16 protein-coding genes are annotated in these 17457 nt (G+C 74.6%); 7 read left to right on the top strand and 9 right to left on the bottom strand.

Annotated features, from left to right (window positions below):
• The first annotated feature begins 58 nt into the window (after window positions 1–58).
• On the top strand, window positions 59–886 hold the full coding sequence (locus tag ACIGXE_RS20230) for a glycoside hydrolase domain-containing protein (RefSeq protein WP_399749210.1): 828 nt from the start codon (window positions 59–61) through the stop codon (window positions 884–886).
• Window positions 887–1089: 203 nt separating this feature from the next.
• Here the strand turns inward: ACIGXE_RS20230 and ACIGXE_RS20225 are convergent, their stop codons facing one another.
• The 3 genes from ACIGXE_RS20225 to ACIGXE_RS20215 all read right to left on the bottom strand — a co-directional run bounded on the left by ACIGXE_RS20225 (window position 1090) and on the right by ACIGXE_RS20215 (window position 3339).
• Window positions 1090–1218 (bottom strand): hypothetical protein, encoded by a 129-nt coding sequence (locus tag ACIGXE_RS20225; RefSeq protein ID WP_399749209.1) that lies wholly within the window; start codon window positions 1216–1218, stop codon window positions 1090–1092.
• Between the two features lie 73 nt (window positions 1219–1291).
• Complete coding sequence (locus ACIGXE_RS20220) at window positions 1292–2161, bottom strand: oxidoreductase (protein WP_399749207.1); 870 nt, start codon at window positions 2159–2161, stop codon at window positions 1292–1294.
• 170 nt (window positions 2162–2331) lie between these two features.
• Complete coding sequence (locus tag ACIGXE_RS20215) at window positions 2332–3339, bottom strand: helix-turn-helix domain-containing protein (protein WP_399749205.1); 1008 nt, start codon at window positions 3337–3339, stop codon at window positions 2332–2334.
• A gap of 311 nt (window positions 3340–3650) precedes the next feature.
• On the opposite strand from ACIGXE_RS20215, the gene ACIGXE_RS20210 reads away from it, so the two are divergent.
• Window positions 3651–4343 (top strand): YqjF family protein, encoded by a 693-nt coding sequence (locus ACIGXE_RS20210; protein WP_399749202.1) that lies wholly within the window; start codon window positions 3651–3653, stop codon window positions 4341–4343.
• A 72-nt stretch (window positions 4344–4415) separates the two neighbouring features.
• Here the strand turns inward: ACIGXE_RS20210 and ACIGXE_RS20205 are convergent, their stop codons facing one another.
• Genes ACIGXE_RS20205 through ACIGXE_RS20195 form a run of 3 tightly spaced genes read right to left on the bottom strand, consistent with a single transcriptional unit; the run spans window position 4416 to window position 7184 of the window.
• Entirely contained in the window at window positions 4416–5447 is a 1032-nt protein-coding gene (locus ACIGXE_RS20205) for an NAD(P)/FAD-dependent oxidoreductase (RefSeq protein WP_399749201.1), read from the bottom strand.
• Window positions 5444–5980: an isoprenylcysteine carboxyl methyltransferase family protein gene (locus tag ACIGXE_RS20200; RefSeq protein ID WP_399749647.1), complete on the bottom strand. Its 537-nt coding sequence runs from the start codon at window positions 5978–5980 to the stop codon at window positions 5444–5446. Before ACIGXE_RS20200 ends, ACIGXE_RS20205 begins: the two co-directional genes overlap by 4 nt.
• A 28-nt stretch (window positions 5981–6008) precedes the next feature.
• On the bottom strand, window positions 6009–7184 hold the full coding sequence (locus ACIGXE_RS20195; RefSeq protein ID WP_399749199.1) for a type III polyketide synthase: 1176 nt from the start codon (window positions 7182–7184) through the stop codon (window positions 6009–6011).
• 78 nt (window positions 7185–7262) lie between these two features.
• Between ACIGXE_RS20195 and ACIGXE_RS20190 the strand changes: the two genes are divergently transcribed.
• A complete protein-coding gene (locus ACIGXE_RS20190) occupies window positions 7263–8156 on the top strand; it encodes a UbiA family prenyltransferase (protein WP_399749197.1) in 894 nt (297 codons plus the stop codon).
• A gap of 72 nt (window positions 8157–8228) precedes the next feature.
• On the opposite strand, the gene ACIGXE_RS20185 is transcribed toward ACIGXE_RS20190, so the two are convergent.
• Together ACIGXE_RS20185 and ACIGXE_RS20180 are read right to left on the bottom strand one after the other, a co-directional pair.
• Window positions 8229–9512, bottom strand: coding sequence for an NAD(P)/FAD-dependent oxidoreductase (locus ACIGXE_RS20185; RefSeq protein ID WP_399749195.1), 1284 nt, complete (start codon window positions 9510–9512; stop codon window positions 8229–8231).
• A gap of 206 nt (window positions 9513–9718) precedes the next feature.
• Window positions 9719–10633, bottom strand: coding sequence for a LysR family transcriptional regulator (locus ACIGXE_RS20180; protein WP_399749193.1), 915 nt, complete (start codon window positions 10631–10633; stop codon window positions 9719–9721).
• A gap of 165 nt (window positions 10634–10798) precedes the next feature.
• Between ACIGXE_RS20180 and ACIGXE_RS20175 the strand changes: the two genes are divergently transcribed.
• The 3 genes from ACIGXE_RS20175 to ACIGXE_RS20165 all read left to right on the top strand — a co-directional run bounded on the left by ACIGXE_RS20175 (window position 10799) and on the right by ACIGXE_RS20165 (window position 14570).
• Window positions 10799–11419: a LysE family translocator gene (locus ACIGXE_RS20175; protein ID WP_399749191.1), complete on the top strand. Its 621-nt coding sequence runs from the start codon at window positions 10799–10801 to the stop codon at window positions 11417–11419.
• A gap of 190 nt (window positions 11420–11609) precedes the next feature.
• Window positions 11610–13790, top strand: coding sequence for an RNA polymerase recycling motor ATPase HelR (gene helR / locus ACIGXE_RS20170; protein ID WP_399749189.1), 2181 nt, complete (start codon window positions 11610–11612; stop codon window positions 13788–13790).
• Between the two features lie 360 nt (window positions 13791–14150).
• Window positions 14151–14570 carry a DUF6223 family protein gene (locus ACIGXE_RS20165; protein WP_399749187.1) on the top strand — a complete coding sequence of 140 codons (420 nt, stop codon included), beginning with the start codon at window positions 14151–14153 and terminating at the stop codon, window positions 14568–14570.
• Between the two features lie 78 nt (window positions 14571–14648).
• Here the strand turns inward: ACIGXE_RS20165 and ACIGXE_RS20160 are convergent, their stop codons facing one another.
• Window positions 14649–16310: an adenosine deaminase gene (locus ACIGXE_RS20160; protein ID WP_399749645.1), complete on the bottom strand. Its 1662-nt coding sequence runs from the start codon at window positions 16308–16310 to the stop codon at window positions 14649–14651.
• A 236-nt stretch (window positions 16311–16546) separates the two neighbouring features.
• On the opposite strand from ACIGXE_RS20160, the gene ACIGXE_RS20155 reads away from it, so the two are divergent.
• Window positions 16547–17452, top strand: a complete 906-nt coding sequence (locus ACIGXE_RS20155; protein ID WP_399749185.1) for a DUF4157 domain-containing protein — start codon at window positions 16547–16549, stop codon at window positions 17450–17452.
• Window positions 17453–17457 lie beyond the last annotated feature (5 nt).

Genomic DNA, 17457 nt, shown 5'->3' with positions numbered 1-17457 from the left:
CTCCCCCGGTCGGCGCGCTGACGCGGCGGTCCGCCGCGTTCGTGACCAGGGGTTGGGTATGGCAAACCATCGGCTTTCGAAGAAGCGTCGCTACGTCGCGGCGGCGACCGGAGGTGTCGTCGCGGTCGTGAGCGCCGTGGTCGCGGCGCAGACCTCGTCGGCGGCCACGGTGTGGCCCGCGCAGAAGACGTTCACCGGCCGGGCCTTCGACACGTGCGCGGCCCCGTCGCTCGCGGGGATGAAGGCGTGGAAGACCGGCTTCTACGGCGCGGCCGCGGTGTACGTCGGCGGCAAGAACCGGGGCTGCGCGCAGCCGAACCTCACCGCGTCCTGGGTGAAGTCGGTCAACGCGATGGGCTGGAAGCTGATCCCGCTCTACGTCGGCGCCCAGCCGCCCTGCCGGAGCGGCCGCAACCCCGAGAAGCTCACGGCCTCGACGGCCGCGTCCCTCGGCGTGACGGACGCCGGCGACGCGGTGGCGAAGGCGGCGGCGCTCGGCATGAAGCCCGGCAGCCCGATCTTCCTGGACATGGAGCCGTACGACGCCACCGACAAGGCGTGCAACGACGCCGTGCTGACGTACGTGCGGTCCTTCACCAGGACGCTGCGCGCGAAGACGTACCGCGGCGGCCTCTACGGCTTCTCCGGCTCCAGCGCGAAGGCCGTCGCCACCGCGACCGACCGCACCGACCTGCCGGGCAACCTCTGGTACGCGCTGTGGGACAAGCAGTACACCACCACCGCCGACTGGCCCTGGGGCGCCACCCGGTACACCGACCACAGCCGCGGCCACCAGTACCTGGTCAACAGCAGGGAGACCCGCGGCGGCCACACGATCACCGTCGACCAGGACGCGTGGGACGGACCCGTCGCCCTCGTCGGCTGAGTCCCCGTCCCCGGACGGTTCGCCCGTCGTCCGCGGATCGGCCGGGATGAATTTCCGTCGCCCTTCCGTGGCCAGGACGGCCAGGGCGACCAGGGCGGTGACCGCTCAACTTCCCCTGCCCGGCGGCGGCGAGGACCGCCGCCGCCGGGCAGGGGATTCACCGTGCGTCCGCCGGGTCGGCAGCAGGCCGGATCGTCGTAGGGTCAGCAGCAGGCCGGGTCGCCGGCCGTCGAGTACTGCGCCCGCGGCGCCTGCGCGTCGGCGACCGCGGTCGCCGAGGTGACGCCGATGACGCTCAGGGTGATGGCCGCGGCCACGAGGAGCTTCTTCACGCTCGTCTCTCTTTCGCTTGACGGGTCCTGCTTCTCCTGGACGGTCTTGCTTCGGGGTTCCTCCGCGTCGGTCTCAGGCGTCGAAGTCGGTGCCGCGACTGACCGGCTCCCAGGCCCGGGCCTCTGCCCGGGCCGCCTCGGCGTGGGCGTTGATCGCGTCGACCGCGTCGTTGCCCAGGGCGAGCCGGAGCGGAGTGTTCTCGCTGTCCAGCGCCTGCAGAATGGCGGCGGCGGCCTTCGCCGGGTCGCCGGCCTGCTTGCCGTCGCTGTCCGGCAGCCCCGTGCGCACGGCGCCGACCGTCTCGGCGTACTCCGGCATCTCGGCCGTCTGCAGCAGAGCGCCACCGCCGGCGAAGGAGGTACGGAACGAGCCGGGTTCGACGATGAGCGCCTTGATGCCGAAGGGAGCGACCTCGGCCGCGAGCGCCTCCGTCAGACCTTCCAAGGCGAACTTGGTCGCCGAGTAGGCGCCGACGCCGGGGAAGGACAGCCGTCCTCCCATGCTGCTCATCTGCACGACGGCTCCGGACTTCTGGTCACGCATGTGCGGCAGGACCGCCCGCGTGAGCCGGGCCGGCCCGAAGAAGTGCAGCTCCATCAGGTCCCTGAGTTCCCTGTCGGTGGTCTCCTCCACCGCGCCCACCAGGCCCCGGCCGGCGTTGTTCACCAGGACGTCGATCCGGCCGAACCGCGCCACCACGTCGGCGACCGTCGCGTCGACGCCGGCGGCGTCCGTGACGTCGAGGGCCACGGGGATCAGCCGGCCCGGGTACTCCGTGGCGAGGTCGTCCAGCGCCGCCGGCCGACGGGCCGCCGCGACGACCGTGTCCCCCCTGGCGAGCGCGGCCTCGGCGATGCATCGGCCGAAGCCGGACGTGGCCCCGGTGACCAGCCACACCCTGGTGGACGCGGCCGGGGCCGGCGTCGGATCTTGGGCGTTCAATCCCCCTCCTCGGGCTCGTCGAGCGCCGCCATGGGAGCGGCGCACGGCGAGAATGCCCGACGCCCGCACGGCCGTGTTGCCGTTCCGTCCCCACCGTCTTCGCAATCCGTGTCGAGTCCCTCGTCTGCCCCGCGCCGTACCGGATGCGGCGCCGCCCGCCCCGCGGTGGGTCAGGCCCGCTCCGGCAGAGCCTGACGGCGGTAGTCGCGGGGGGAGAGCCCGTAGGCGGCGCGGAAGGCGCGGGTGAGTTGGGAGGCGTGGGGCATGCCCCACCGGGCGGCGAGCACGTGGACGGGTGTGGTCCGCAGGGCGGGATCCGCCAGGTCGGCGCGGATCCGCTCCAGCCGCTGGGAGCGGATCCAGGCGGCGACCGTCTCTCCCTGGGACTGCTCGCCGAAGACGCGGTGCAGGTGACTGAGGGAGATGTGGTGCGCGGCGGCGACCGTGCCCGGGGTCAGCTGCGGGTCGGGCAGGTGCTGCCGGATGAAGGTGCGGACGCGTCGGGCCAGCACCTCGTGTCGGGTCTCGGGCGGCAGATCGGCCTCGGCGTCCAGTGCGTGGGCGAAGAAGGCGGAGACCAGGTCGAGCGTGACGGTGCCCAGCCGGGGCGCGTCGGCCGGCTGGAGGCTGTCGGCCTGCCGGTCGAGACCGGTGAGGAAGTCCGCGAGGAGCGCACCCGTGCCGTCCCCCACCGACAGGCCGCGGCCCAGGAGCCGTTCCACCCGCTGAGGAGGCAGGGGCAGCAGAGCCTTGGGCAGGTCCACGCCCACGCCGGCGACGACGCCCGGCCGGCCCTCGGCCGCGGGACCCGAGGCGCACGCGTGGGATTCGCACGCCTGCCAGCTGGAGTCCACGAGGAGACCACGGGGGCCGATCGTGGCCGTCCCGCCCCGCTCGTGGAGCAGCGTCAGCCCGCCGTCGGTCAGCAACGACAAGTGGTAGAGCTCGGGGTCGCCGCGCCGGATCCGGCGCCGGCTCCGCCGGAAGCGGGCGGGCGAGAACGACGTCCGCCACACCGTCACCGGGCCCAGCTCCATCACGCGCAGCTCCGCGTGGAAGTCGGTGGCATGAGGACTGGTCGTGTCGTTCGCGCGGCTGTGGTCGATGAGCTCCCGCCAGCGGTCGAACCGCTCGGCGGCGGGGACGTCCTCGCTGCGGAACACGCTCCCGATCGCCAATGCGCTCTCCGTCCTTCTCGGGGATGTCACGTCCTCGGGGCTGGGGGACGATCAAGGTCCCTCACCTCCTTCCGACGTCTGAGGTGTGGCTGATGTTGCACCACGTCGAGGGGACACGGCACCCGCGTCGGGGCTCGAACCGCTCCCGTGCGCACGACATCGGCCGTGTCGCTGCCGCGCCGACCGGACGGCACCGCACAACATGGGCTGGTGGTCGGACGGCCGGTGTGGTGCTCGGCGCCGGGTCGGCCCGCCCGCAGGACGGGTGCGCGAGCGGGGAGAGGGTGTTGACGAGGAGGCCGTACCGGCGGGTGCCCCGGTCCGTCGCCCTCCCGGTGTTGACCATGCGCTGGGAGCAGCTCGCGATGGTGCACTGGAGGTACGAGGCCGAGGTCGTGCAGCGCCTCCTGCCCCGGGGGCTGCTCGTGGACCGGTTCGAGGACCGGGCCTGGGTCAGCCTGACGCCGTTCCGGATGGCGTCCGTCCGGGGTCTGGGCGTCGTGCCGCTGCCTCCCGCCGCCTTCCCCGAGACGAACCTGCGGACGTACGTGCGGCTGCCGGACGGGCGCAGCGGGCTGTGGTTCCTCTCTCTCGATGTCACGGCGCCCTACCTGTTGGCCGCGCGGGCGTTCGGGGTGCGTTACCGCCTGGCGCGTCTGTCGCTGCGTCAGGACGGTGCCGACACGTTCTACGCCGGGCGGCGCCGGGGCGCGGAGGATGTCGGATACCGGCTGCGGGTCCGTGCGGGCGCGCCGGTCGAGGAGTCGTCGCCGCTCGACGACTGGCTCACGTCGCGGTGGGCCGCCTTCTCCCGGCGGGCGGGCCGCCTGTGGCTCACCCCGGTGCGGCATGAGCCCTGGAAGCTGAGGCGTGGGGCGGTCGTGGAGCTGCGGCAGACCCTCACCCGGAGCACCGGGCTTCCCGATCCGGAGCCCTCGCCGCTGGTGCACGTGTCTCCCGGGGTCGGTCCCGTACGGCTCGGTCCGCCTCGGCCGGTGTTCTGACGCGCGGCCGGGGGCCTGACGCGGCACGGCCGGGATCCCGACGCGCTCGCCCGGTGTCCGTCGCCGGGGCGGTCAGGCGAGCAGGTTCACGGCGCTCCGGAACAGGCCGGGGAACCGGGCGGCCGCCGGTGTGATCAGGGGCGCCAGGGGTGGCTGGTTCCGGGCCCAGAGCAGCGACCTGGTCAGGAGGCGGTAGCTGCGGGAGAGCCGGCACCAGGCGTGCTCGTACGCCTGCGGGCGGCCCTCACGCAGGCAGCGTACGAGGGCGTCCGCGGCGGTCAGGGCCAGGGTGAGGCCCTCACCGGTCAGCGCGTCGACGTACCCGGCGGCGTCGCCCACGAACAGCACCCGGCCGGCCACCCGGGAACGGGCCTGCTGACGGAGCGGCCCGGCGCCCCTGACCGGTGTCCCGTCGGCCGTGCGCAGCCGGGTGGCCAGGTGGGGGAAGCGCGTCAACTGGGCGTCGAAAGGTAGCTGGCGGGAGGTGAGGATGGCGACGCCGACCTGCCGCGGGCCGAGCGGGGTGACGTACGCCTCGCAGTCGGCGGCCCAGTGCACCTCGACCAGGTCGGTCCACGGCTCGACGGCGTAGTGGCGCCGCAGGCCGTACCGCGGCGTGCGTCGCCGGCCGACGGCCGGCCGTACGGTCAGGCCGAGCGCGCGCCGGGTGGGCGAGTGCAGTCCGTCGGCCGCCACGAGATAGCGGGCGGTGATCCCGTCGGCGGTCACGTACGCGTCGGACTGGGTGACCTGGCGGATGCGCTGCGGGATGACCGGGACGCCGAGCCCGGCGGCCCGTTCGGCGAGGGCCTGGTGCAGCACGGTCCGGCGTACGCCGAGACCGGACCCCGTGCGGAACGTGGCCTCGGCGCATCGGCCGCCGGAGGCGTCGAGATAGCGGATGCCTCGGAGGTCGTGGCCGGCCACCCGTACGCCGAGCGCTCCCAGGGCGTGCGCCGCCGGGGGCATCAGTCCCTCTCCGCAGGCCTTGTCGACGGGCCCCGGCCGGGGCTCGGCGACCAGGACGTCGAGGCCCCGCCGCGCCGCGTGGATCGCGGTGGCCAGGCCGGCCGGGCCGCCACCGACGACGAGGAGGTCGATCACGAGGCGGCACCGGTGGAGGAGAGGGTGCGGGAAGGCGCCAGCGCGGTGTTCTCGCAGCGGATGCGGACCGTGATCAGGGCCGCGTTCAGGAGCGAGAAGCCCAGGGCGGTCAGCCAGGCGGTGTGCACCAGGGGCAGGGCGGCGCCCTCGACGACGACGGCGAGGTAGTTGGGGTGTCGAAGGTGGCGGTACGGGCCGGAGGCGACGAGCGGCAGGTCGGGGACGATCAGCACCCGGGTGTGCCAGCGGGGCCCGAGTGTGCCGATGCACCACCAGCGCAGGGCCTGGGCGGCCAGCGTGAGGGCGAGGGCGGGCCAGCCGAGCAGCGGCAGGAAGGGCCGGCCGGCGGCCCAGGGCTCGACGAGGCAGCCGAGGAGAAGTGCGGTGTGCAGCACGACCATGACCGGGTAGTGCCCGGCGCCGTACTCGCGGGCGCCCCGGGCCCGGCTCCAGGCGCCGTTGCGTCGCGCCACGGCGAGTTCCGCGAGGCGTTCCGCGGCGACCAGCAGGACCAGCACGGTGTACGGCGTCACCGTCGTCACAGTCACGTTCACGGCGGCCTCACCAGGCCAGGAGGACGAGTTCGGACGAGAAGCCGGGGCCGAAGGCGAGCAGCAGGCCGATCGCTCCGGGCGGCGGCGGCTGGCTCTGGGTGTCCTGCAGGATCTGCAGCACCGACGCGGAGGAGAGGTTGCCGTGGGCGGCCAGGGCGCGACGGCTCGCCGCGAGGGCCGGGTCCGGCAGGCCGAGCCCGTCGGCGAGCGCGTCCAGGATCTTCGGGCCGCCGGGATGGCAGATCCATGCCGTGACGTCCGTGGGCTTGAGGTCGTGCTCGGCGAGGAAGGACTCGACCTCCTCGGTCACGTGGAGCCGGACGAGTTCGGGGAGTTCCCGGCCGAGGACCATGCGAAAGCCCCAGTCGCCGACGTCCCATCCCAACAGGTGCTCGGTCCCGGGGTACAGGCGACTGCGCGCCGCCACGACGGTCGGCGCGGGGGACGCGGACGGACGTGCCGGCGCAGGTGTCGGCCCGGTCGTCGGCCCGGTCGTCGGCCTGGTCGTCGGCCCGGTCGTCGTACGGGGCGTGGCGGTCTCACCCGTCGTGGTGGTCGTCGGTGAGGACGCCGGGGGAAGGTCACCGCCGGCGGCGACGAGTGCGGCGGCACCGTCCCCGAAGAGACCCCCCGCCACCAGGTTCGCCGTCGACATGTCGGCGCGCTGCAGGGTGAGCGAGCACAGTTCGGTGGAGAGGAGCAGCGCGATGCCGCCCGGGCGGCCGTCGAGGAACTCGTGCACGCGGGCCAGGCCGGCCGCGCCCGCCGAGCATCCGAGCCCGAACAGGGGCGTACGCCTGACGTCCGGCCGCAGACCGATCCGTGCGGCGAGACGGGCCTCCAGGGAGGGGGTCGCGATGCCGGTCACGGTCGTCGAGACGACCAGGTCGACGTCTTCCGGGCGCACGCCGGCGTCGTCAAGGGCCCGCGTGACGGCTTCGGCGCCCAGCGCGGTGGCCAGTTCGACGAAGAGGCGGTTGGTCTCGCCGAACGTGCCGAGATCCCGGTACCGGTCGAGGGGCAGCGCGAGATGCCGGCTCTCCACGCCGGTCGCCGCGTGCAGCCGGCGCACGAGCTCCCTGTCGGATCCGGGCGGCAGGCCGGAGACGAGGTCTTCGGTGATCTCGTCTTGCATGTAGCGGTGCGGCGGGAACGCCGTGCTCACCGCGAGGACGCGGGTCATTGCTCCAACATAGGGACGGTGCGGCGTCGGCGCCCTCAACCCGGCGGTCGTGGGCGCGCCGTCGCCTAGCGTGGTGCGGTGCGCCCGACCTCCGACGAAGCAACCCACCGCCTCGCCGCTCCGGCTGTGCCCCGCTCGACGGAACGTCCGCGTGGCCTGGCCCTGCTGAAGGCGAGTCACCCGATGCCGGCCGCGGCGGTGACGGTCCTCGCGGCGCTGATGGGCGCCGCGTTCGGGCTGGACCTCGCCTCCGCGGCCACGGCGGTGGCCGCGGTCGGCGCGGGTCAGTTGTCGATCGGCTGGTCCAACGACCGGCTGGACCTGGGGCGTGACCGGGCCGCGGGACGCCGGGACAAACCGCTGGCCACGGGGGACGCACGGCCGGGCACAGTGGGCACGGCGGCCTGCGTGGCCCTGCTGGTCTGCGTTCCGCTGTCGCTCGCCTGCGGGCTCCTGCCGGGCGCGGTGCACCTCGGTTGCGTCGCCGCCGGCTGGACGTACAACCTGTGGCTCAAGCGGACGGTCCTCTCCTGGCTGCCGTACGCCGTCGCCTTCGGGCTGCTGCCCGCGTTCCTGACGACGGCACTGCCGGGCCGCCCCTGGCCGCCCCTGTGGCTGACCGTCGCGGCGGCGCTCCTCGGGACGAGTGCCCACTTCGCCAACGTCCTGCCGGACCTTGAGGACGACCTCGCGGGCGGGGTGCGCGGGCTTCCGCAGAGGGTGGGCCGGAGCGGGTCCGTGGCATCGGCCGCCGTCCTGGCCCTCGCCTCCTGTGTGGTGCTGACGGCCGGTCCGACGGGCCGGGTGTCCCCGGCCGGAGCGGTCCTGATCGGCCTGACCCTCGCGCTCTGCCTCGCGGCGGCAGCCGGACCGCCCGCGCTGCGGCGCGGGCGCGTCCCCTTCGTCGTCGTCCTCGCCATGGCCGGCCTCGACGCCGCGCTCCTCGTACTGGCCGGCGGCCCCGTCACCTGAGGCCGCTTTCCTCGGCTCCGGCTCGCTCCGTGACGCGCGGGCCGGACCTTCCGCCGGGCTCCGCCACGTCCTTCACGAGGTGCGTCGTGCGGCGGCGTGCGGCGCCGGCGCGCCGCGGTGCCTGAGGTTGACGGCCGCCGCCTTGGCCAGCGCGACGGGGTTCAGGAAACGCAGCGGACCGATCAGGCGGGAGGCGAACAGGTACATGTGCCGCGCCATCGCCTCGTCGCGCGCCGCCGCCGCGAACATGAGCCGCTGCACGGGGTTGAACGGAACGGCGGCCTTGGCGAAGTCGACGGACAGCATCTGGTGGCCGCGCAGCCGGCGCCGGTGGGTGCGGGCGTAGTCCGCGAGCGAGCCGTCGAGGTCGCCCCGACCGGTCGCCGCGGAGGCGACCGCCTCGGTCAGCCACTGCGCGGACTGCAGGGCCCACCCGCACCCCACCCCCCACAGGGGGTCGCCGGTCAGGGCGGCGTCGCCGATCAGTGCGATGCCCGGCGCGGTCGACTCCCGTGTGATCAGCGGGTAGTCGACCGTGCCGACGATCTTCGAGACGCGCTCGGCGGAGTCGACGGGCGGCGCCTCGGGCAGGCCGCGGACGAGTTCGAGGAAGCTGCCCTCCAGGTCCTCGCGGAAGGCGGGCAGGCGCTTCTTGTCCGGGAGCACGGCGACGACCGTCACCCCGTCGTCGTTCGGGAACGCGTACGCCGTGTCGGGTTCGAGGAACCAGGCGTGACTGATCCCGTCGGGCAGGGGGAGGTCGCGGAAGTGCGCGAGGTAACCGAACCGCGCGTTCTCGTGGACCTGGGCGCGCACCCCGGCGAACTTCGCGACGGCCGAGTTCTTGCCGTCGGCGCCGACCACGAGCCGGGCCCGGATCTCCCGCTCGCCCTCCGGCGTCGACACCCGCACCCCCACGGTCCGCTCCGCTTCCCGGAGCAGCCCGGTCACCTGGTGGCCGAGGAGCAGGTCGACGCCGGGGGTCTTCGCCGCCCGGGACCTGATCAGCGGATCGAGGGTGCTGCGCCGGATGTTGTACGCGTACGGCAGCTCGGCACCAGCCGCCGAGGCGTGCGGCTCGATCCACCCCCAACGGGTCCACCAGCGCGCCCTGTTGGGCACGGCACCCGCCTTTTCGAGGGCCGGGACGAGCCCGAGTTCGTCCAGCACCGGGTAGGCGCAGGCCTGCAGGGAGTGGGTGCACAGCACCTTGTACGCGTCGGGGTCCGAGCGGCGTTCCAACAGCGCGACCCGGGCACCGCGTCGCGCGAGCAGGATCGCCGCGGCACTGCCGGCGAGACCGCCTCCGGCGATGACGACGTCGTAGGCGTCTTCCGCACTCTCGGGCTCGGTCATGCGCTGGTCCCCCCGTGGGTGTGATGCGTGCGTGGGAGTGAGGCACTCCACAGGGACAACTCCTGTCAGGAGCATGACGGATTGTCAATCGTCCCTACACTGCTCGCACGGCGTTTCGGGGGAAAGGGAAGAGATGAAGTGGATCTGGGTGGTCCTCATCCTGTTCTGGATCGGCGGGCCGGGGAGCGCCGGGCGCCCGCGGCCGCTCAGGTCCCCGAGAGCCCGGCCGCGTGGCGGAGGGCCTCGCGGCAGGCGACCACGGCGGGGTGGCCGCCGGCCCCGCGGCGCGTGACGGTGAGGACGCGGCGGGTGTGCCGGCCGCGCGGCAGGCGGCGCAGGGCGACCGTCGGGGGCTGCCCGCTCCACACGAGATCGGGCAGGAACGCGGCGGCGTGGCCCTGCTCGACGAGGCGCCGGTGCAGCAGCAGATCGGTGGTCTCGAACCGTACGTCGGGTTCGAAGCCGGCGGTACGGCACAGGGCCAGCGCCCAGTGCCGCGCCGGCGTGCCCTCGGGTTCCATCACCCACGGGTGATCCGCCAGGGAGCGCAGGGCGGCCGAGGGGCCCTCGGGGCTCCCGGCGGCGCGCGACGGCGGGAGCGCGAGGCGCAGGGGGTCGTCGAGCAGGGCCTCCTGTTCCAGTTCGGCGCGCCGCGGGCCGGGGTGGCCGGGGTACTCCTCGGCGAGGACGAGGTCGAAGTCGCGTGCCTGCAGGGCGGGCAGGGTCCTCTCCGGCTCCCGTTGCGTGACGTGGACGCGCAGCTTCGGGTGCCGGTCGCGCAGGAGGTCGAGGGCGGCGGGGACCAGGGCGAGGGCGGCGGTCTGGAACGAGGCGACGCGCAGGGTGCCGGTCAGCTCGGTCAGCGACGCGGCGATCTCGGCCTCCGCCCGCTCCAGGCCTTCGAGCACCGCCTCCGTGTGCGCGACGAGGATCTGCGCCTGCTCGGTCAGGCGTACGCGCCGGCCGACCGGCTCCAGGAGCGGGACGCCCACCTCCGCCTCCAGCTGCGCGAGCTGCTGGGAGACCGAGGAGGGAGCGTACGAGAGCGCGGCGGCGACCGCCGCCAGCGTGCCGCGGTGCTTGAGCTCGCGCAGCAGGCGCAGTCGGTGCAGGTCGTGCACGGCGGGGCACCCCTTCCTTCAGGGCGGTGGGACGACGGAGGACGATGCCAGACAATGATCGGCCATGCCGATGGGTACCAGTCGGAAACATGTGCTGGACCGACGGTTCGTCCATGCCCGAACCTGAATCCGCTCCCGACACCCGCACCGAGGAAGGCCCATGGCGTGGTGACCCATCTCGCGACCGCACTCGGCGTCCTGGCGCTGCTGACCGTCACGCCCGGGCCGGACATGGCCGTGGTCACCCGGCGCGCCGTCGCCGCCGGGCCCGGGGACGCGCTGCGTACCGCGGGCGGGATCGCGACCGGGCTGCTGCTCTGGGGCGCGCTGGCCGCGGCCGGACTCGCGGCCGTGCTGGCCGCCTCCCCCACGGCGTACCGGATCGTCGAACTGCTCGGGGCCGGCTACCTGGTCCTGCTGGGCGCCCAGGCGCTCTGGCAGTCCCGCCGTACCGTGCCCGCCGCCGCGGCGGACAGCGCTCCGCCCGTCACGGGCGGTCCCTGGCGCACCGGCCTCGTCGCCAACCTCCTCAACCCGAAGATCGCCGTCTTCTACACCGGTCTCCTCCCGACGCTGGCCCCGCCGGAGCTGCCCGCCGCATGGGGCATGGCCCTCCTCGTCCTGCTCCACGTCGCCCTCACGGGGGCCTGGCTCGGGAGTTACGTCATGCTGCTGGCCAAGGCCGGGCCGGTACTGCGGCGCCCCGGGGTCCGGCGCGGGCTCGGGAGGACGACGGGGCTCGTGCTGATCGGCTGCGGACTGGCGGTCGCGACCGCGGCCGGCTGACCCGGCGCGGAAGGCCCCGCGACCCCGCTTGACGAGGGCAAAAAGAAAAGGCGCGGAGTGTTTCCCACTCCTCGCCACTCTTAACTTATAGCGCACGGGGGGCCTTGCGGCAAGGCCCCCTTGGTGCCGCACAATCGCACGCCGAGGCCGGTAGCTGCGGAAACGGGAGATACACCAAGTGCGTGCACCTATGTCGTCCGACCATCTGAACACCAGTGCGTTCGATCTTTCCGACCGTCTGTCCGCCAAGGCCGACCCGGCGCTGGTCGCCGCCGACGAGCGGCACTTCGCGGCCGTCGCGGAGAGCCTGGAGCAGACGATCGAGGAGCTGTCCGAGCAGCTCGACGCGGCACGCCGGGCGCCGGGCGGGGCCGGGCGGGAGGCGATGGAGCGGGACGCCGAGATCCACCGGCTGACGGCGCGGCTGCGGACCCTGCGCCGCTTCGGACTCGATCTGTGCCTGGGGCGCATCGTGGCCGCGGACGACCCCGAGCCCGTGTACATCGGGCGGCTCGGACTCACCGACAGCACGGGGCGCCGACTGCTGCTCGACTGGCGCTCCCCCGCCGCCGAGCCGTTCTTCGCGGCCACGCACGCCCGTCCGATGGGCCTGGCGAGCCGCCGCAGGTACCGCTGGTCCGGCGGCCGGATCAGCGACTACTGGGACGAGGTGTTCGACGCCGACGGGCTCGACGGGCACGCGGCCCTGGACGACCAGTCCGCGTTCATCGCGAGCCTCGGCGGCAACCGCTCGTCGAAGATGCGGGACGTGCTCGCCACCATCCAGGCCGACCAGGACGCCATCATCCGGGCGGGCTCGCGCGGGGCGCTCGTCGTGGACGGCGGCCCGGGTACCGGCAAGACCGTCGTCGCCCTGCACCGTACGGCCCACCTCCTGTACTCGGACCCGCGGCTCGGGCACCGCCGGGGCGGCGTGCTGTTCGTCGGCCCCCACCAGCCGTACCTCGACTACGTCGCCGACGTGCTGCCCAGCCTCGGCGAGGAGGGCGTGCGGACCTGCACCGTACGGGACCTGGTTCCGGAGGGTGCAGGGGCCGGTACGGAGACCGATCCGGCGGTGGCCCGCCTGAAGGCGTCCGCGGACATGGTGCGGTCGATCGAGCTGGCCGTCCGCTTCTACGAGGAGCCGCCCACCGAGGCGCTCACCGTGTCGACCCGGTGGACCGACGTCCGGCTGAGCGCCGACGACTGGGCGGAGGCCTTCGAGGCGGCGGAGGGGACGCCGCACAACGAGGCCCGCGAGCTGATCTGGGAGGAGCTCGTCACGCTGCTGATGGACCGCCAGGTCGAGGAGGTCCCGGAGGACCTGTTCCGGCGGGCGCTGCGGCACGACAAGGAGCTCGTCGACACCCTCGACCGCGCGTGGCCGGTGCTCGAACCCACCGACCTCGTCGGCGACCTGTGGTCCGTACCGGCGTATCTGCGGCTGTGCGCGCCCTGGCTCGGCGCCGACGAGGTGCGGCGGCTGCAGCGCGCGGACGCCCAGGCGTGGACGGTGTCCGACCTGCCGCTCCTGGACGCGGCGCGGCAGCGGCTCGGTGACCCGCGGGCGTCGCTGCGCAAGCGCCGGCAGGAGGCCGCCCTCGCCGCGCAGCGGGAGCGCATGTCGCGGGTCGTCGACGACCTGATCGCGGCCGACCACGACGGCGAGGGCCTGATGACGCAGCTGCGGCGCGCGGACTTCCAGCGGAACCTGGTCGACGAGTCAGAGCTGCCGGAGGCCGAACTGGACGCGCTGGCCGGTCCGTTCGCGCACATCGTGGTGGACGAGGCGCAGGAACTGACCGACGCCGAATGGCAGATGCTGCTGCTGCGCTGCCCGTCCCGGAGCTTCACGATCGTCGGCGACCGCGCGCAGGCCCGGCACGGGTTCACGGAGTCGTGGCGGGAGCGGCTGGAACGGGTCGGCCTCGACCGGATCGAGATGACCTCCCTGAGCATCAACTACCGCACGCCGGAGGAGGTCATGGCGGTGGCCGAGCCGGCGATCCGGGCCGCGCTCCCGGACGCCAACGTGCCGACCTCCGTGCGCGCCGCGGGCCTGCCGGTCGTGCACGGTTCGGTCGCGGAGCGGGACGCCGTCCTGGAGGGCTGGCTCGCGGCGAACGCCGAGGGAGTGGCCTGCGTCATCGGCGACCCCACCTTCCAGGAGGCGTACGCGGAGACCTTCGGGGAGGGTGCCGGGGAGGCCTCGCGCGTGCGGTCGCTGACGCCGGAGCTGTCGAAGGGTCTCGAGTTCGACCTGGTCGTCCTCGTCCGTCCGGAGCGGTTCGGTACGGGCGTCGCGGGAGCCGTCGACCGTTACGTCGCGATGACCCGGGCGACCCGCCAGCTCGTCGTGCTCACCTGAGGCCCGCCTCCGGGGTGACCCGTGGCCGCGCCCGACTCGTAGGCGGGAGGCGCGAGTGGGGCGCGGTCACGGGCGTCCGTGGGCGCGCCCCGGCCGAGGGGCCGCGGGAGCGGTCACGGGCGTCCGCGGGCGCGCCCCGACCCGGGCGGCCGCGGCTCGCGGGTCCGTCCGCGGGACGAGGGCCCGGCTACCGCGGACGCGGTACGGCGCCGGGGTCTACCGCGGTCGCGGTAGTGAGGGTGTCCGCGTCCGCCGGACGACCGGGGGCGGGTGCGGCGGCCATGCTCGGACGGAACGCGGATGCCGATGCCGTGCTGTCCGGCAGCACGCGCGGCCCCCTTACGTGAAGGAGCACGTCTCATGGAACTTCCCTATGCCGTCGACGCGTACGCCATGACGTCCGACCGCCTGGTCGCCGCCGCCTCCGCGCTGCTCGCGCTCGCCGGCGTGGTCGCCGCGTCGCTGGCCCTGGCCCGGGTCGCCGGGCGGCTGCGGGGTGGGAACGCGCGGACCGGAGCGCTGGTGGCGCTGATCGCGAGTCCGGTCGGTGCGGTGCTCGGCGCGGTGGTCGTGGTCACCGCCGACGGCGGCCTCGGCACCGGCAACGGCCTGGCCGGCGGCGTCGTGGCGCTGCTGCTCGGAGTCGTCGGTACGGCTCTGGGCCGGAGGGCGCTGGTGCGGTCGGCGCGTCCCGGCCCGGTGCCCGGTCCGGGCGAGGCGCCCCGCTCGATCGGCACGGCCCGCTCTGTCGGCGCGGCCCGTGGTGGGCGGGCGCGGTGACGGTGGGGCCGGCGGACGGCGTCCGGTCGGGGTGGACCGGACGCCGTCGGGGCACGGCGAGGGAGGCCGGCCGGTGGCCTAGGAGGCCGTGAGACGGCGCTCGAAGGCGGCGAAGGCGCCCTCCTGGCGCCACTGCGCCGTCGCCTTGGGGCTGGCGTCGAGGAGGCGGCGGCAGGCGGGACGGGGGTCGGCCGCGCCGGGGCGCTCGCCGCGGCACGGGCCGGTCAGGCGGTAGCCGTCCCGGGTCGGGTTGCCCTGCCAGAGGCTCGCCCCCGGGAGGAAGGCGTACTCCAGGGAGGCCCGGGCGAGGTCCTTCAGGTCGCGGTAGCCGAGGCCGTACGTCTCACGGGCGTACTGGTACTCGTGGCTGATGTCGATGCGCGAGACGCCGGGGTCGTCGGTGGCCAGGACCACCGGGACGCCGAAGGCGCGGTACGTCTCGAAGGGGTGGTCGGCGCCCTTGACGCCGAGGATCTGCGCGTTGCTGCTGAACGGCACCTCGACGGCGGTCTCGCGGTCGGCCATGGTGGCGGCGGTGTGCTGCCAGGCGTCCTCGTGGCGCAGGTCGACGCCGTGGCCGATGCGCTCGGCGCCCGCCACGCCCACGGCCTCGCCGATGTGGAAGGTGAGGTCCTCGGGCTTGACCAGGCCGGGCCACAGTTCGCCGGCGTGCAGGGTGACGTGGGCCCTGGGGTAGACGCCGCGCAGGTACCGCAGCATCCGCATCTGGAGGCGGTAGTTGGCGAGGGAGCTGTCCCAGTCCTCGGGCTGGACGAGGTTGACCGCGACGAAGCGGGGGTCACGTTCGGCCAGCCGCATCCCGAGCGCCATCTGGGTGAACACCCGCTCGTTGGAACTGCCGCGGGACACCTGGGAGATCCAGCGCACCGGCAGCTCGCAGCCGGGGCGGGCCCGGTCCGTGCCGCAGCGGGCCTCGGTACGGAACTCGGCGTCGCCCTGGTCGGCCTCCCTGACGGCCGCGTCGACGACCTTGTCGAGCTTGCCGTCGGCGACGAGCCTGCCGTGCAGCGCGGCGAGGTCGGGATCCCAGCCGACCGCCGCGGCAAGCCTCTTCGCCTCCTCGGAGGCCGGGGAGACCATGGTCTCCAGGTAGAACTGGTTGTGCGCGACCACCGTGTCGGCGTACTCGGCGAGCAGCTTGCCGCGGTGCCGCCAGGTCACCTCGCCGAACTTGCCGAAGGTGTCGAAGAAGTGGTCGTGGCCGTTGCCGTCGGGCGGGAAGTCCTCCATGGACCACTCGCGGAGGATCGCGTCGCGGAAGGCGCTGTCGGTGCGGGCGTCGGCGGCCGGGCGGGTGCCGGGACCGCACGGCGGGACGACGGCCGTCGTCGTCGCCGTGTCGACGCACAGCCCGTCCTCGGCTGCCAGTTCGATGAGGTACTCGGTGCTGACCGCGCCGGAGAGGTGGTTGTGCAGCTCTCCGCCCTTGGGCAGGGCGCGGAAGAAGGCGCGGAGCGCCGCCGGGTCGTCGCCGATCGCGGCGAGGCGGGCCGAGGCCAGGGCCTCGCCCGGGGTGGCGGGCGGGCGGTGCGCGGCGGCGGGCCCGGCCGGGGCGGGGGCGGCGGGGGCCGACGGGGCGGCGACGGCCGCGGTCGGAAGCAGGCAGAGGGCGGCCAGCGCGGCGACGCCGGTCGCGGCGGGGCGGACGCGCGAGGCCCGCTTCGCGCCCGGGGCGCGCGGGGAGCGCGCGACGGGCTCCTGGTGGGTGTGGGATGACATCACCCGCGCATGATCGCCACTGAAACAGACCGCGCGCGCGGTTTCGCGCTCGTTCGCGGTCCACTCCACCCGCACGAGGGAATTTCGGTGCGTCGCCGGTGCGCGAACGGGCAGCCCTTCCTGCCCCCGGCGGCCCGGGACGGGCCTGGACGGGGCAGGGGCGGATCGCGAGGCTGGAGGCCGGGGCCGCCGTGCCCCGACGGCAGATGCCTTCCTTTGTCCTCGGGGAGCCGACGATGAGCGCGTACGACGCTTACGAGCAGGAGCACGGGCACGATCGCGAGCACGAGCAGCATAAGGACCACGACCACGACCACGAGCGGCGACCGGACTCCGAACACGATGGCGACCGGGTGGCCGGTCCCGGCACGGCCCGCCTGTTCGAGGCCGCGGCGACCGGGCGCACCGATGTCGTGGGGGCGTCCGGGCTCGGCGTGCTCCAGCGGGCGGTGGGCAACGGGGCGGTGGGGGCGATGGTGCAGCGCAGCCGCGGCGCGGCGGCGGACGCGGCCGAGGCGTCCGAGGCGGCCGAAGCGGTCGAGACATCCGAGACGTCCGAGGCGGAGGCCGCCCGGAGCGGGGCGCGCTCGCCCGTGCACGAGGTCGTCGGTTCGGGCGGCGGGCAGCCGCTCGACGCCGAGACGCGCAGCGACATGGAGGCCCGGATGGGCGCCGACTTCTCCGACGTGCGGATCCACACCGACCCGGCGGCCGACGCCTCCGCGAAGGGCATCGGGGCGCACGCGTACACGGTCGGCAACGACGTCGTCTTCCAGCGGGAGGCGTACGACCCGGCCTCACCGCAGGGGCGTACGACGCTGGCGCACGAGCTGACCCATGTGATCCAGCAGCGCAGCGGGCCGGTGGAGGGCACGGAGGCGCCCGGCGGGATCCGGGTGAGCGACCCCTCGGACCGCTTCGAGCGGGAGGCGGTCGCCAACGCGGACCGGGTCATGGCCGAGCCGGCGCCGGCACCGGCGGTCACTCCCGCTCCTGTCACGGCGGGCGCGCCGGCGGCTCCGTCCGTGCAGCGGGCGGCGACGGAGGACGAGGACGAGCAACCGGCCGACGTGCAGGGCTCGTTCGTGCAGCGGGCGGCGGAGGACGGCGCCGAGGAAGAGGAGGAGGCCCCGTCCGCGTAGGCGCG

This window comes from Streptomyces sp. NPDC053431 (genome assembly GCF_044544925.1).
Lineage (GTDB): Bacteria > Actinomycetota > Actinomycetes > Streptomycetales > Streptomycetaceae > Streptomyces.
The sequence above is the reverse complement of the archived record's forward strand: the minus strand, read 5'-3'. Positions and strand labels throughout refer to the sequence as shown.

Excerpts from the sequence above, each read along its gene's own strand:
- ACIGXE_RS20230 (WP_399749210.1), top strand. The coding sequence starts at position 59 with ATGGCAAACCATCGGCTTTCGAAGAAGCGTCGCTACGTCGCGGCGGCG.
- ACIGXE_RS20195 (WP_399749199.1), bottom strand. The coding sequence starts at position 7,184 with ATGACCCGCGTCCTCGCGGTGAGCACGGCGTTCCCGCCGCACCGCTAC.
- ACIGXE_RS20185 (WP_399749195.1), bottom strand. The coding sequence starts at position 9,512 with ATGACCGAGCCCGAGAGTGCGGAAGACGCCTACGACGTCGTCATCGCC.
- helR (WP_399749189.1), top strand. The coding sequence starts at position 11,610 with ATGTCGTCCGACCATCTGAACACCAGTGCGTTCGATCTTTCCGACCGT.
- ACIGXE_RS20165 (WP_399749187.1), top strand. The coding sequence starts at position 14,151 with ATGGAACTTCCCTATGCCGTCGACGCGTACGCCATGACGTCCGACCGC.
- ACIGXE_RS20160 (WP_399749645.1), bottom strand. The coding sequence starts at position 16,310 with ATGTCATCCCACACCCACCAGGAGCCCGTCGCGCGCTCCCCGCGCGCC.
- ACIGXE_RS20155 (WP_399749185.1), top strand. The coding sequence starts at position 16,547 with ATGAGCGCGTACGACGCTTACGAGCAGGAGCACGGGCACGATCGCGAG.